This window comes from Alcaligenes parafaecalis (assembly GCF_026344135.1).
Lineage (GTDB): Bacteria > Pseudomonadota > Gammaproteobacteria > Burkholderiales > Burkholderiaceae_B > Alcaligenes > Alcaligenes parafaecalis.
Genome location: NZ_JAPKNA010000002.1, coordinates 716,894 through 731,626, shown reverse-complemented (window position 1 = coordinate 731,626; position 14,733 = coordinate 716,894). Strand labels below are relative to the sequence as shown.

Here is a 14,733-nt window from a genome sequence, read left to right as displayed (position 1 = left end):
TCAATGACAAGCCCTTATTACCTTGAGGAATAAAGGCATAGTTTTAATGTCTGCGCCCTTAGATGTATTTCTCGGCATACAGGGGTTATGCTTGCTCTGTCTTATATAAGCCACTTGATAATCAATTTCAGAATTAACCATGAAACTAGAGACTCTTGCCATTCATGCTGGCTACCAGCCAGATCCGACCACAAAAGCTGTTGCTGTCCCGATTTACCAGACCACTTCCTACGCTTTCGACAATACGCAACACGGCGCGGATCTGTTTGACCTGAAAGTACCCGGCAATATCTACACCCGCATCATGAACCCGACCAATGCCGTGCTCGAAGAGCGTGTTGCGGCCCTGGAAGGCGGGATTGGCGGCTTGGCAGTAGCCTCTGGCATGGCGGCCATCACGTATGCTATCCAAACGATTGCTGAGGCCGGCGACAACATTGTGTCCGTCAGTAAGCTGTATGGCGGAACGTATAACCTGTTCGCGCACTCCTTTCCGCGTCAGGGCATTACCGTCAAATTTGCCCAGCCCAACGACATTGAAGCGCTGGAAGCCCTGATTGACGACCGCACCCGCGCCGTTTTCTGCGAAACCATCGGCAACCCGGCTGGCAACATCATTGATATCCGTGCGCTGGCTGATGCCGCTCACCGTCATGGCGTGCCCCTGATTGTAGACAACACGGTGGCATCCCCTGCCCTGTGCCGTCCTATCGAACACGGTGCCGACATTGTGGTGCACTCGCTGACCAAATACATGGGCGGTCACGGCACGACCATCGCAGGCATGGTGGTGGACTCTGGCAAATTCCCTTGGGCCGAGCACAAAGAGCGCTTTGCCATTCTGAATACACCTGACCCTTCCTACCACGGCGTGGTCTACACCGAAGCCTTCGGCCCGGCTGCCTTTATTGGCCGCTGCCGCGTGGCTCCGCTGCGTAACACCGGTGCTGCTCTGGCTCCCTTTAGCGCCTTCCAGATTCTGCAAGGCATCGAAACCCTGCCTTTGCGCATGGAACGCCACACGGAAAACGCCCTGAAAGTGGCCGAGTACCTGAACAAGCACCCGCAAGTATCCTGGGTCAAGTACGCCGGTCTGAGCGATCACCCTGATCACGAGCTGGCCAAGCGCTACATGGGCGGCAAACCCGCAGCCATTCTGTCCTTTGGTATCAAAGGCGGCATCGCAGCCGGTACACGCTTTATTGACGCGCTGAACCTGGTCCTGCGACTGGTCAATATTGGTGATGCCAAATCTCTGGCGTGCCATCCAGCCAGCACCACGCACCGTCAACTGAACGCCGAAGAACTGGCGGCTGTGGGCGTAAGCGAAGACATGGTGCGCCTGTCCATTGGTCTGGAACACATCGACGACATTCTGGCCGATCTGGAACAAGCGCTGGAAGCAGCCGCACGCGGCTAAAGACGGGAGAACCTGTACAGAGTCTGTACAGGTTTTGCTGCATCAAGCCATAAAAAAAGCCTGAAACCGGTATTGCACCGATTTCAGGCTTTTTTGTATTCTGTGCGCCGCAAACCATTAGCAGGCGGCGTCACCGTCGCAAGGGATCAAGACTTGCGAAACAACTGCGTCAAACCGCCCAGCAAGCTGCTGGCATCGGTAATGTGGGATGGATCAAACTGGCCATTCGGGCTGGCTTGATTGATCAGGGATGGCAGCATGATCTTCAGATTGTCCAGCACGCTTTGCTGATTCAAACCCGACAGATCCACCAATTGCTTGATGGCAGGCTGACCCATCACGCCCAGCAAATCCTGCTGACCGATTTCCTGATTGCTGCCCTGCGAGATCCAGGACGACACCACATCACCAAAACCGCCGGTACGAAAGCGCTCGATCAAGCCGCTCAAGCCACCGGGATAAGTGCTGACCACTTGAATCAAGGCAGGCAACAAAGCGCCCTGTTCTTTAGATTTAGCGTCCGTCGACGACAAGGCCGACACAACAGAATTAAGCAAACTCATTATTTTTCTCCCCAATGCACGGCACCGCGCGCGGGCAGGTGCGGATATCAGGCCTCATTATGCCGTGACAGCCCGCCAGAAGGGTCGGATTAATTGTCAAGGTGGGTCAATAGATCACTGGCGGAAAGGCCCTATTGCCCTGGGCTGGGCCTACGCTACACTGGATTATCGATAGTCCCGCACTATGCGCTGCCCACAGACCGACTCCATGGAGACCCTGGAATGACGCAAGCTTCCTATACCGTCCTGTCCTCTGAAGAGACTGCTCGTGCTCTGCCCTATCCCGAGCTGGTCGCCCAGCTAGGTAAAGCCATGGCCCAATATGCCGCTGGCACTATCGTCGCCCCAACCCGTCAGGTTCTGAACTATCCCCAAACAGGGCAAATGCTGTCCATGCCTGCCGTCTCACACGATATAGGGGTACATAAGCTGGCCAATGTGATGCCGGACAATCAGCAACAAGAGCAGGACATTATCCAGGGCTTGGTCAGCGTGTACGACGCCCAAAATGGCCTGCCTTTGCTCATCATGGATGCGCCCGTCCTGTCCGAACGCCGCACCGCAGCGGTATCCATGCTGGGGATTCAGGCACTGTGGTCCCAGGGCCCCGAGCACATTACCCTGCTGGGTTACGGGCGACAAGCCCTGGCGCACTGCGATGCCATCATGACGCTCTATCCCAAGGCTCGCGTCACCCTGACAGGTCGCAATCACGAGCGTGCTCAGTCCGTGGCCAAATCCCTGCAAGCGCAATTCGGAGACCGAATCCAGGCGGCGGCCGCTGTGCCTGACAAGACCGATGTATTGATTGCCCTGACATCCAGCCTGACACCCGTCTATCACGAGCCCGCCCGTCAGGATCGTCTGCTGATTGGCCTGGGAGCTTTCAAACCGGACATGGCTGAATTCGAGGCCCATACCCTATTAGCCAGCCGTCTCTATGCGGATGACGTTGCGGGTGCTCGCCAGGAAGCGGGGGACCTGATTCAGGCCCAGGTGGACTGGAGCCAGGTCCATAGCATTCACCAGGTGCTGCGAACCCCGGCCCCAAAAGACAAGCCGCTCTTCTTCAAATCCGTAGGCTCTGCTGCCTGGGATCTCGCCGCCGCACGCTGTGCCCTGCAGCATATAAACCAAGCCTAAATACTTAGGCAACTAACTAGCAGACTTCACCTTTCAAACCGCGCCCAGAGTGTTACTCTGGCGCGTACAATCCCTTACAGTCACTTACCGATCTTTTTTGCCTCGCCATCCATGACTTCTCCTCTTGATCCCATCGAAGACGATCCGTACCAGATCCAGTCCAAATTTGAAATTCTGCGTGTTTTACGGGCTATCGAAAAAGGGGGCCTGCTATTGCACATGGAAGCCAATCAGGGCAATGACCGGATTGTCACCACCATTCTGGACATTGATCTGGACAACAATGTTGTGGTGATTGATACCGCCAACAAAGAAGAAAAAACCCGCAATCTGCTGCAGTCCGAACGCACCAGTTTCGAGACCTCGCTGGACAAGATCAAGGTGACCTTTCAGGGGCCCACTCCCGAAATGGTTTCCTACGAAGGGCAGCCAGCACTGGCCATCCCCATCCCGGAATCCATTCGACGCTTGCAGCGACGCGAATTCTTCCGCGTCAATGTGCCCGTCAGCGAACCGGCCATGGTGATCTTGCGACTGAATAACGAAACCAAGAGCTTTTTACTGCACGATATCAGCGGCGGTGGCTTGTCCTTGGTGGACGAATCTCAAAGCCTGGCAGAAGTCATAGGCACGCATAAAACCGAGTCCCTGCTGGAACTGCCGCAAGCAGGTTCTTTCGTCGTTGCGCTGCAGGTAGCGCGTACAGAAACGCAGCAGCTAGCCAATGGCAAACAGATTCAGCGTTTGGGCTGTACCTTTATTGACCTGTCTGCCTCCACGCAGATGGCCATTCAGCACTACATCAGTCGCCTGGAACGTCAGCAGATCGCCAAACAGCGCGGGCACGGTTAATTGAGCAGATGCCTAGGACATCCCCAAATCACTTGGGGTGTCCACATCGCGCAAAATCCCCTCGTCAAGCAAAGGCACAAACAAAGTCTGATCTTTATTGGCTTGCAACAAACCACGCGCGCCCTGCTCATCTGAAAGCTCCAGAAGCTGTTGACGCCACGGCAGCCCAAAGCCAATAGGATTGCCGGGCTGAGTATTCAAAACGGGACGCACAATCCCTACCCCATCCTGCACCGCCTGAGCCACCGCTGCGACAGTGCTAGGCCTCACCCAAGGCATATCTGCCAGCAGCACCACATAGCCATACTGCGGCTTGCCAGCCTGTATCCCCGCTTTCAAACTGACGCCCATGCCTCGAATGGCGTCCGGAGCCTGAACGAACTGAATAGGCAGATCACTTAATTCCTGACGCAAAAGCGGCTCATGGACATCACAAACAAGCAGCACCTCGTCCAGAACAGACAAAGCCGTTTCACAGACACGGCGCACCATCGTTTTGCCGTCGTCCATCCTGGCCAACAACTTCAAGCATTGGCCCGAAGGATCGAAACGACGCCCCAGCCCCGCTGCCAGAATAATGCCCGTCACCCCTGATACATGCTGCTGCCCTGCCATTGATTCACCTTTCTAATCCGGTGTGAGCTCTTTGTCACACATAGTCTTTTCACGTCTCTGACTAAAGGATAAATTTATTGGTGCAAACAAGCACCACAAACCAAGTAAAACAAAATGTAGTAACATAGCTACATTAATAAACTACAGGAGGGTGCACCATGACTATCACCACTCTTTCAAGCCGGGAATTCAACCAGGCTACCAGTGAAGCTAAAAAAGCCGCTACCAATGGACCAGTCATCATTACAGACCGTGGCCGCCCCTCGCATGTACTAATGACATTCCAAAGTTACCTGCACCTGACTGAGCAGCGCCGCAACATCATCGATGAACTCGCCATGCAGGACGACGAAGCCGATATCGACTTTGAACCTACTCGAAGCACTATCACCACCCGCCCTGTTGATTTCTGACCATGTACCTTCTGGACACCAACGTCATCTCCGAAATACGGAAAATGAAATCCGGCAAAGCCGATGCGAACGTCACCGCCTGGATTCGCAGCGTCAACGCTGCCACCCTGTACATATCCGTCATTACCGTCCTGGAACTGGAACAAGGCATCCTGGGCAAAGAACGGGAGGATGCCGCCCAGGGAGCCATACTGCGCAATTGGTTTGAAAACCAGGTACTACCCACATTCTCCGACTTCACCTTGAACATCGACGCTGCCGTTGCACAACGCTGCGCCCAACTACATGTTCCAAACAAGAAAGGCGAGCGAGACGCTCTGATCGCGGCAACCGCCCTGGTGCACGACATGACCATCGTCACACGCAACACCAAAGACTTCAAAGACACCCCTGTCGCCCTGCTCAATCCCTGGGAGCGCTGACCCCGAACAGCTCTCTTTTCCTCCGCAGCAGTGCCGTTTGGGCTTTAACCCTAGCTGCGTGTTTTCTTGTGGGGCCCGGGTTCGGCTTGTCGGGCGAGTCAGGGCCCTTGCCGCGGGCAGGGTGTCGGGGCGGGATACAAGGGTCGTGCTGTTTGAGGAGCACGCTTGCGGTTTGTCCGGGGGACAAACCGCGCTCCGAGTTCACGACCCGCCCGCCCCGATGCTCTGACAAGGGCACCCACGCGCAGCGTGGGCAAGGTCCCCGCCAAGACAAGCCGAACCCGGGCCCCACAAGAAAACTACTCACCGCCCTCACGCAAAGCCCAAACGGCACGACCAGAAGAAAGCCGCCCCAAAAAAAGCGACTCCCCCTCAACCCTGCAACCCCAGAACTCAAAAAAAACTCAAAGCACAAAGCTCAAAAAAAGCAAATAAGCCCCGTTTAAAAACAAAGCCAAGGGTTTAAAACCATCAATGTCCATTTGACACCATCTGCTATATTTTCCCGACGCAGGCCAAGGGCATCCCCCTTCATCAGCCTTGCCTCAATGCAGCAACAATGAACGCCCACTCTAATCAAACTGTTTCCTCTACCTCAGGGGCCATTCAGTGCAAACAATATCTCGCGCATTCAACACCTGCTCAACAATGAAACTAACAAAACTGTATGCCGCCCTGGCACTCGCCATTGCCCCACTGTCTGCTCACGCCCTGGAAGACAGAGCCGTCACAGACGCATCGGGGCGCACCGTCTTTATCGCGCGGTTTTTTGACATGGGCGATGGCCCATTCGACGAACGCCACAACACGTCCTTCTGGAGCTGGCAAGGACATGATGCCTACAAAAACGAGATCGTTGACGGCCTGAGCTATTGGGCTGAAATACTCCAGATCCAGGGGAACAATCCCCCAACCATCGTCAATATCGGTACGAGTGACGAGGCAGGCAACGCCTACGGTGGCTCGCCCGCCGCCAATGACGGCCAAAGCTCCTTGACGCAAATGCAGCAGAACATCTTCGGCCTGTCGCCTGCCGAAGGTACGCTGCCACTCGGCGGACATGGTTTTTTTGGCCTGGGCCAAGACGACTACGCAACAAACCCGGCATTTACACAAACGCCCCTTACCGGTAAAGACAGCGTACTTCTGACGGCCATACACGAAATTGCCCATGGGCTAGGCGTGTTAAGCAGTGTGGAAGACAGGGGCGGCATAAATGACACACAACCGTATTTCGAAGACCAACTGAATAGCTGGACTCAACTACTAAGAGACGACAACGGCAATCCAGCACAGGCAGACCAGAAGATTCTGTGTAATGGCTGCAACACCTCCTACGACCCTGATGCCTTCGACTTGCGTCAGGACAAGGGCTTTCTGATCGGTGCCAATATCGAGCAAGTTCTGGCCGGTGGCCTGCGTGGTGTCCCCGTAAAAATACTGGGAGAAGACGGCAGCATCGATAACAACTTCATGAGCCATATCGAGCTTCGAAACAGCGTCATGAGCCATCAGAACTACCGCAACTATTCAGGCTTCATGGAAGCTGAACTGGCGGTACTGCAAGATATTGGCTACACCATTGACCGGGCCAACTTCTTCGGACGCTCGATCTACGGCGATGGCCTTGAGCTGGTGAATACACAAGGTTTCTTTGCACGCAATGCCGAGGGCACGCAATACCTTCCAGGCCAATACAACCAATCCACACTAGGTCTGGGCCTGCATATCTACGGCAGCAACAACCAGATCCGACAAGCTGCAGACCTGCTGGCAGCAGGATCAGGCGGTGCAGGCATACGGGTGGATGGCGAGAACAACACCCTTGTCATCGACCCAGGCGTCAAAATCTACGCCGATGGTTTGAACGGGCAAGGCATTCAATTTGCTTACGGCCGTGGACATACACTGGTTCATCGCGGTGACATCCAGGCTACCGGCCCTCAGGGCGTAGGCCTGCGTTTCGATTTTGGCACCAACTCACTGGGCAACGAAGTCGAGCGTCGTGGCTCCTACATACGCAGCAGCGGGGGCGCTAATCAAACCCTGCTGCCGGAACTGAACGGCCCATTGGTTCAACAAGCCGACATTAGCGGGCGAGTCGCAGGCAAAGAAGCGGCCATCCTGATTTCTGACAACGCCTACGTAGAGCGCATCAACCTGATGCAAGGCGCCCAGATCGAAGGCGATATTATTTCGCGCTATGCAGAACGTGACGACAACAATCAACTACGTCTGACCACCCTCTCTTTTGGCCAGACGGCTGACAGCCAGGGCCGCAGCATAGACCAGCCCGACGCAACATTCCACCTGAGCTACGCCGGTAACATCACCGGCAAAGACAATCTGGCCCTGTCGTTTGACGGCGGCACCACGCAACTGAACGGCACCTTGCAGGTCTACAGCGCCACCGTCCAGGAAGCAGCGACATTAGGTGGCAATGCCAACTTCGATCTGGCCAGCGGCAGCGCCCTGATCAACGCTGGCACCTTGACGCCCGGCAACTCAGCCGGACGCATCAGCGTCAACGGAGATTTCCAGCAAACATCGACGGGACGCCTGGTCGCCGAATTTGACGGCAAAGGCAGCCACGACGTGCTGGCCGTCAGCGGCCATGCAGACCTGGACGGCACGCTGAAGCTGGAACCCTTGGCCGACTGGTATCAAAACTCCTGGTCAGTCGACACTGGCTCGCTGGTAGAAGCAGCCAGTCACAGCGGCAACTTCAGTACTACCCAGATCGCTCATGTATCACCCACCTTGCGGTTTGATGCTGCGGCCCTAGGCAGTGAACGCTACCGCTTGTCTGCCACCCGTGCCGACAATGCCTACAGCCAGTATGGCAACGATGCCAACCAGCGAGAGGCCGGGAACGCCTTGTTCAAGCTGGCTGCCGCCGCGCCCGCATCCGCGCAAGCACTGTTTCAGGCACTCGACTTCTCGGCCACAGACGGCTCACAAATACCCACTGCCCTGGACCAGATTTCACCGGCTGGCTACAGCGCTGCCATGGCTGCTTCCCTGATGCATGAGCGCTCAATCATGCAAACTGCCCGTCAAGGCCTGAGCCAAAGCCTGCTGCGGCCTGGTACGGAATGGCAAGGCTACGCCTTGGTATTTGGCGCAAACGCCGATCAGAACACGCGTGGCTCCATGCTGGGCTACGACGCTAATAGCTATGGCTTGATCGTTGGAGCTGGGCGCGCGCTGGAATCGGCTCCCGACTTCGCCGTCGGCGCCCAACTTGATATTTCAGACCTGTCAGTCAAACCGGATGCCCCTTACTCTGGCAAGAGCAAAGCCACCGCATTTGGCCTTGCTGCCCACCTGCAATACCGTCCTGGAGCAAAAGAAGGCCTTGTTGCTTTCAGTGGGCTGCGTCTGGGCCTGGAGCAAGCTGATATGCGCAGACAGATTGCTATTGGTGACTACCAGGCGAGCCACTCATCCGACTGGACCGGGCGCAATCTGTCGCTTGATGCAGGCACAGGCTACCTTTGGGAGCTGAACCCCTCTTTATCGGTAGGCCCCTTTGTCAGCATGAACTATGCCTCGGTGTCCCGGCCCTCTATCGACGAATCGGGCAACGCGGCAACGCGCCTTCACCTGGACAGCAAACGCGTCGACGCCTTGCGCTCCAGCCTTGGGCTGACCGCCACCTGGAATCGCGCCCTGAACGATGGCAGCAACTTGGCCATGAATGTCGACGTGGGCTGGAATCATGAATGGCTGAACCGCGATCTGACTCAAGCGGCACATTTCGCGATTGCGTCCACGGATACCGCGTTTGATACCCGCAATAGCGTGCTGCCCCGCGACACAATGAACCTGCGAGCAGGCCTGACCTGGCAACGCAGTGAGCGCCTGTCGATTGGCACCGGCATCAGCTCACAGTTCGGAGGTGGATATTCATCGCTACAAGGACAGGTGAATCTGCGCTGGGCGTTTTAAAAGTCGACGCTTGCCAGGAAACCTGACAGTTGCTTGAAAAGGTTGGAAGCGCTGATGCGTATGTATTAAGCGCTTCCCCAACACCATTTGCACTTTCACTAATGCTGCTTGTTTTCTTGTGGGGCCCGGGTTCGGCTTGTCGGGCGAGTCAGGGCCCTTGCCGCGGGCAGAGCATCGGAGCGGGATACAAGGGTCGTGCTGTTTGAGTAGCACGCTTGCGGTTTGTCCGGGGGACAAACCGCGCTCCGAGTTCACGACCCGCCCGCCCCGATGCTCTGACAAGGGCACCCACGCGCAGCGTGGGCAAGGGACCCGCCAAGACAAGCCGAACCCGGGCCCCACAAGAAAACTTTCCACTGCCACGCAAAGCCAAAAAAAGCCCCTGGGAGTCGCTCGACTCCCAGGGGCACAGGTCCGATAGCCTGCCCCCAAGCGGCAGGCCACCGATACTCGATCAAAGACCGATCAGCTTCATCGCCTCTTCACGCGTCGCCACGGTGGCGTACTTCTGGCGCATGTCGAACAGGTTGGCCTCATGCGGGCCAATTGCACGATCACCCACGCAATCAGATACCACCAATGGGCGGAAGCCCAGTTGCATCGCATCGACCACGCTGGAACGCACGCAACCGCTGGTGACCGCACCGGCGACCAGCAGCGTTTGCACACCACGTTGAGTCAGCCAGGCCGCTAAAGGCGTACCGAAGAAGGCCGAAGGCACGTTCTTGCGAACCACAAACTCGCCCGGTGCAGGGGCCAGTTCAGGCACAATGTGGCTGTTGTGCGCGTCTTCTGTCAAACCCAGCATGCCAGGAACTTTGATGCTGAAGATATTGTTATCAGCGCCATCATCGGCATAAACAATGCGAGTATGCGCAACAGGCCAGCCCTGTTCGCGTGCCGTTGCCAGCAAGGTCTGCGTGTTCTCGATAGCCTCAGGGATATTGCCGCCACCAAATACCGCCGGGTCGGCAAAACCGTTCACCAGATCAATAATCAGCAGCCCATAGGGAGCTTTAGGCTCCAGTGTCGACCCAAACCCTTGTTGAGCGTAAACCGCTCCTTCATTCGTACTCACCAACGCCTCCGTCCAGTACTTTGCCATCACGCACTACGGCGCGGCCATCCAGGCTAACCGTGCAATTGCGCAAAGGAATATCAATGTGGCATGCCGTTGTCCGCTTGCCGCCAGCTTCATTATTCGGTCCCAAGGAGAACAGGAAGTTACCCTCGAAGGCGCGCGCATCCATACCAATCGTGTTCTCACGCGAGTACAGACCCAAAGTGGACCAGTGAGCACGCGGCTGCAGACCCCAACCAATATGGGAAATCGCGTAGCCTTCAGGATCGTTGAAAGTCTTCATGTACTCGTCCAGCAGCTCGGCTTCGATACCACCTTCAATCTTGGTGGCGTAGCCGTTTTCTACCGTCAGAATGATCTGCTCAGTCGAGTACTTCTTTTGTGGCAACAGGATGTCGCCCTTGTCGATCACGATGGTGCCGTTGGTACCCAACTCATTAGGCCAGGTCAGCACAAAGCCGCTAGGCCAGTGGTCCCAACGGCCGGGCTCGTCCACAAAACCGTACTCGCGAATCGCGGGGAATTCACCCAGCGGGCAACGCAAATCCGTACCGGCAGCCGAGGTAATGCTCATTTCCTTGGCGGCCTTGATCAAAGCGGCGGCTGCGGTCACGCGTGCACGATCTGCTTCGGTTGGCACAGTGCGAACCAGAATTTCGGGTGGCTCTACCGCCAACAAAATCTTGGTACCGGACTTCAGAATGTCGATCTGCTCGGGCGAGAACAACAGGGTCATCAAATCCAGAACCAGATCGCTGGCCTTCAAGGCCGCAATCGCCGCTTCATTACCTGTCAGCGGAGTCGTACCCAAGTAGGCCAACGAGTCACGGCTCAAGGCTTTTTCCGCATTGACCGGCAACAAATCCAGGCGATTCACAATCGCACCCATAGACTGAGCCGCAATCTGTGCACACTGCATCGTCTGCGGGTGTGTGGTCGAGCTGGTCAGCAAAGTCACTGTCTGACCGGCTTGCAGCTTGGACAGACGCAGCACTTCCTGCCACGCCTCGATAAGTTGGTAATCACTTACTGCCATCTTGTCTCTCCTTGTGAAAGGTTCCGACACTGACGCGGAACCTCTGCATCACGACGGGCCACCCATGTGGCCCTTTCAACATCACACCAAGCGCTGGCCCAGGAAATCACCGAAGGCTTCGTAGAAACCAGCTTCGTTATCCCAAGGAATCATGTGACCGGCATTGGGCACGCGTACGTGCTGAACGCCAGAGGCCAGTTGCTGAATCTCGGCTACGTCTTCATCACGCACCACGTCGCCACGCTCGGCGGTCATCAGCAAAGCGGGGACGTTCAGATGCGGGAAGTCGACGTGAATGTCGTCGGTGTGGAAACCTTCAAAGCTGGCCAGAATCGCAGGCTCGTGGCAGGTGTGCAGCCACTGAGCACGCAATTGCAGTTGCTCTTGGGTCCAGGTCGGGCAGAAGGCACGCATGTCTTCTGCGGTGCAGCCTTTACGAGCCATCGCCATGGAATCCACGTACCAAGGCAACTTGGAAGGATAGGCACGGCGATCTGGGCCGGAGACGGGAGGATCAACCATCACCAGACGGTTCAAGCCATCGCTGTTCTTATGCGCCGCACGCAAACCAATGCGCGCACCCATGGAGTGACCAACCACGATGTAGTCTTTCAAACCCAGTTCTTGGGCCAATGCGATCAAGTCATCCGCCTGTGCGTCCAGGCTGTAGTCCATACCTTCCGCTGCTTCGCTCAAGCCACGGCCACGCACGTCCTGAATGTAGGTGTCAAAGTGCTTGCCGAACTGCTCGCCCACAAAGCCCCAGGTCACAGCCGGGCTGGTGATGCCAGGAACGATGATGACGGCAGGACGCTGATCGCGCCCACCGACGGAACCGCCGAAACGCAGGTAATGCTGACGAATGCCATTGGCATGAACATGGCCGCCGTAAAGAAAGGTACTCATTAATCTGTCCTTGGATTGAAACCGTCAGGCCTGGGCCTGACCCATGAAAATTGCTGCTGCCTACGCCGTTTGAGGCGCAGCAGCCAGCGCGGCCCGGACCACATACGGTGTAAAAGGCACCTGCCGAAAACGTCGGCCAGTTGCATCAAATAAAGCATTGGCAATAGCCGAGGCACAGGGCACGGAGGCGGACTCGCCCGACCCCATGGGCGGCTCGGATTGCCTGTCCATCAAAACCACCTCAATAGGCGGGATGCGCGGGAAATCAACAATGGGATAAGCCCCCCACTCCGCGCTCACCACGCCTTGCGCGTTAAAGCGCACCTGCTCATACAAGGTCCGGCTCAAAGACTGAATCACATTGCCGTGAATCTGGTGACGCACACCCGCCGGGTTCACCATCTGCCCAGTATCCTGACCGACATAAATTTGCTCGACCTCGATCACACCCGTTTCGGCATGCACCCGCAGATCCAGCAACCAGGCGGACCAGGCTGCACCAAAACCGGGAAATTTGCTGTGGATATAGCGGGCGTACGACAAGCCACGGCCATACAAATATCCTTGCTCATCCGGCTGCCCACGCGAACCTTGACGCCCCAACTGCCATTGGCCCTTATCAGCCACTGCCTGCAGCAGTTCCTGGGCACGGACGTCCTTATCCAGATAGCGCAAGCGATAGGTCAAGGGGTCGACCTGAGCCTCTACCGACAGCTCGTCCAGAAAACAGTCATGCGCAAAGGAGTTCGGCATGGCCGACACGCCACGCAACCAGGACGCGCGCACAATCGCGGGCATATCCTGGCAAACCACTCGTTGTTTGGGATAGCTATAAGGCGGCAAGGCGGTACGGTCGCCCATTTCCAATTGACGCGGTGCCGCCGATTCACGGCCTGTTAGCAACAAGGCCAGATTCGGTGCATCGTTGGAGGGGTAATGCGTCACAAAATCGTAGTGACGCAACTGCCCTTGGGCATCAATAGAGCCTTCTACATCCATCAACTGGGCGGCCCCTTTGGGCTCCCAGCCGTGTTCCTGTTCACGGGTCAGTTGCACACGCACCGGCGCACCTACCGCCCGCGACATCAGCAAAGCATCGGAGCAAACATCGTCGGCACAATTGCGGCCATAGCATCCTGCGGCCTCGTGACGGATGATCTCCAGACCTGCCTCGTCTTCGTCCAGCAACTGACTTAAATGCACACGCAACATATGCGGGTTCTGCGAGCCCGACCAGATGCGGCTATGACCGGGCTGGTAATCGGCCACGGCGCAAGAAGGACCAATCGAGGCATGTAACTGGAAAGGCCAGATATACGTGCGCTTCAGGCGCTTGCCTTCCGGCGGCAACTCATCAAAACCCGGACCCGTATCTGTCAGCAAACGCTCTGTCATGGGCTGACGACGAATCAACTGCTCCAGATTGCTCATATCCTCCAAAGGAGGAATCGCTTTCCAGCGCACTTTCAATTCTCTTGCGGCACGCATCGCATGCTCTTCACGGCGAGCCACCACACCAATAAAGTCACCCAGCACGACAAGCTGCACATCATCGCCAATATGGCGGATGGATTGCTCGTCGACCGACTCCAGGCTGCAACCTACAAAATCCCCGCTGTCCCGCCCAATATAAGGAGGACGCACGACACGACCATGCAGCATGCCCGGCACGCGCACATCATGTACATAAACCCATTGCCCAGCCACTTTTCCGGGAATATCGACACGCGCCTGGGGTGTCCCTACAATGCGCAATTGCTCGGCCGATTTGGTGGGCGTTTCTTTATCCAGGTAGGCGCGTAGCTCCAGGCCTTCCAGCAATTGCCAATAGCTCAGGCTGCGCCCGTCAGAGGCAATAACGGTGCCGTCCTCGACTCGCAGTTGATCTGCATCCAGCGTCCAGCGCTGTGCGGCTTGAGCCAGCAATAATTGCCGTGCCTGAGCCGCCGCCTTGCGCAATGGCACCGCATGAATCTGGATGGAAGCACTGGCAATCGTGGGTCCCTGATTCGGGGACGCATCGGTATGGCCCAGCACCATTTGTACGCGCGACATGGGTACGTCCAGCTCGTCGGCCACAATCTGGCTCAGGGCCGTTTGAATGCCCGTACCCAAATCCACGTGGCCATGAAATGCGCGCACCCAGCCCTGCTCGGACACCGCGACAAAGATATCGTCGTGCGCCTGCAGATACTCGGACACCACGCCAGGCTGCCCAGGCGAGGGCTTGGGAGGCCGGGCCGGTGCCGCTAAAATCAGCAAGGTGCCGGGCGCCTTGAGCAAGTCTTGCTGCTGGTGGCGCGGCGCATCGTAAGACATCACACTCTCCTG

The 14,733-nt window shown here is 56.7% G+C and carries 12 protein-coding genes; 6 read left to right on the top strand and 6 right to left on the bottom strand.

What is annotated here, in order from left to right; all coding sequences use genetic code 11:
* Positions 1-139 precede the first annotated feature (139 nt).
* Positions 140-1,420, top strand: coding sequence for a bifunctional O-acetylhomoserine aminocarboxypropyltransferase/cysteine synthase (locus OSH09_RS10185; protein WP_207871915.1), 1,281 nt, complete (start codon positions 140-142; stop codon positions 1,418-1,420).
* Between the two features lie 146 nt (positions 1,421-1,566).
* Here OSH09_RS10185 and OSH09_RS10180 read toward each other — a convergent pair whose 3' ends face one another.
* The gene (locus tag OSH09_RS10180) at positions 1,567-1,983 is read right to left on the bottom strand and encodes a YidB family protein (protein WP_207871917.1); all 417 of its coding nucleotides are present in this window, start codon (positions 1,981-1,983) and stop codon (positions 1,567-1,569) included.
* A 222-nt stretch (positions 1,984-2,205) separates the two neighbouring features.
* Between OSH09_RS10180 and OSH09_RS10175 the strand changes: the two genes are divergently transcribed.
* Positions 2,206-3,126, top strand: a complete 921-nt coding sequence (locus tag OSH09_RS10175; protein ID WP_266120908.1) for a delta(1)-pyrroline-2-carboxylate reductase family protein — start codon at positions 2,206-2,208, stop codon at positions 3,124-3,126.
* Positions 3,127-3,237: 111 nt separating this feature from the next.
* The gene (locus OSH09_RS10170) at positions 3,238-3,978 is read left to right on the top strand and encodes a flagellar brake protein (RefSeq protein ID WP_266120907.1); all 741 of its coding nucleotides are present in this window, start codon (positions 3,238-3,240) and stop codon (positions 3,976-3,978) included.
* 12 nt (positions 3,979-3,990) lie between these two features.
* Here OSH09_RS10170 and OSH09_RS10165 read toward each other — a convergent pair whose 3' ends face one another.
* Positions 3,991-4,593: a nucleotidyltransferase family protein gene (locus tag OSH09_RS10165; RefSeq protein ID WP_266120906.1), complete on the bottom strand. Its 603-nt coding sequence runs from the start codon at positions 4,591-4,593 to the stop codon at positions 3,991-3,993.
* A 158-nt stretch (positions 4,594-4,751) separates the two neighbouring features.
* Here OSH09_RS10165 and OSH09_RS10160 point away from each other — a divergent pair, with 158 nt between their 5' ends.
* The 3 genes from OSH09_RS10160 (at position 4,752) to OSH09_RS10150 (ending at position 9,379) form a co-directional block, all read left to right on the top strand.
* Complete coding sequence (locus OSH09_RS10160) at positions 4,752-5,006, top strand: type II toxin-antitoxin system prevent-host-death family antitoxin (RefSeq protein WP_266120905.1); 255 nt, start codon at positions 4,752-4,754, stop codon at positions 5,004-5,006.
* A gap of 2 nt (positions 5,007-5,008) precedes the next feature.
* Complete coding sequence (locus OSH09_RS10155; protein WP_266120904.1) at positions 5,009-5,428, top strand: type II toxin-antitoxin system VapC family toxin; 420 nt, start codon at positions 5,009-5,011, stop codon at positions 5,426-5,428.
* 648 nt (positions 5,429-6,076) lie between these two features.
* The gene (locus OSH09_RS10150; protein WP_266120903.1) at positions 6,077-9,379 is read left to right on the top strand and encodes an autotransporter outer membrane beta-barrel domain-containing protein; all 3,303 of its coding nucleotides are present in this window, start codon (positions 6,077-6,079) and stop codon (positions 9,377-9,379) included.
* 454 nt (positions 9,380-9,833) lie between these two features.
* Here the strand turns inward: OSH09_RS10150 and OSH09_RS10145 are convergent, their stop codons facing one another.
* The 4 genes from OSH09_RS10145 to OSH09_RS10130 form a co-directional block, all read right to left on the bottom strand.
* The gene (locus OSH09_RS10145; protein ID WP_222668715.1) at positions 9,834-10,457 is read right to left on the bottom strand and encodes an N-carbamoylsarcosine amidohydrolase; all 624 of its coding nucleotides are present in this window, start codon (positions 10,455-10,457) and stop codon (positions 9,834-9,836) included.
* Positions 10,444-11,496: a M29 family metallopeptidase gene (locus tag OSH09_RS10140; protein ID WP_207871933.1), complete on the bottom strand. Its 1,053-nt coding sequence runs from the start codon at positions 11,494-11,496 to the stop codon at positions 10,444-10,446. Before OSH09_RS10140 ends, OSH09_RS10145 begins: the two co-directional genes overlap by 14 nt.
* A gap of 81 nt (positions 11,497-11,577) precedes the next feature.
* Entirely contained in the window at positions 11,578-12,402 is an 825-nt protein-coding gene (locus OSH09_RS10135; RefSeq protein WP_266120902.1) for an alpha/beta fold hydrolase, read from the bottom strand.
* A gap of 60 nt (positions 12,403-12,462) precedes the next feature.
* Positions 12,463-14,721, bottom strand: coding sequence for a xanthine dehydrogenase family protein molybdopterin-binding subunit (locus tag OSH09_RS10130; protein ID WP_266120901.1), 2,259 nt, complete (start codon positions 14,719-14,721; stop codon positions 12,463-12,465).
* Positions 14,722-14,733: the final 12 nt, after the last annotated feature.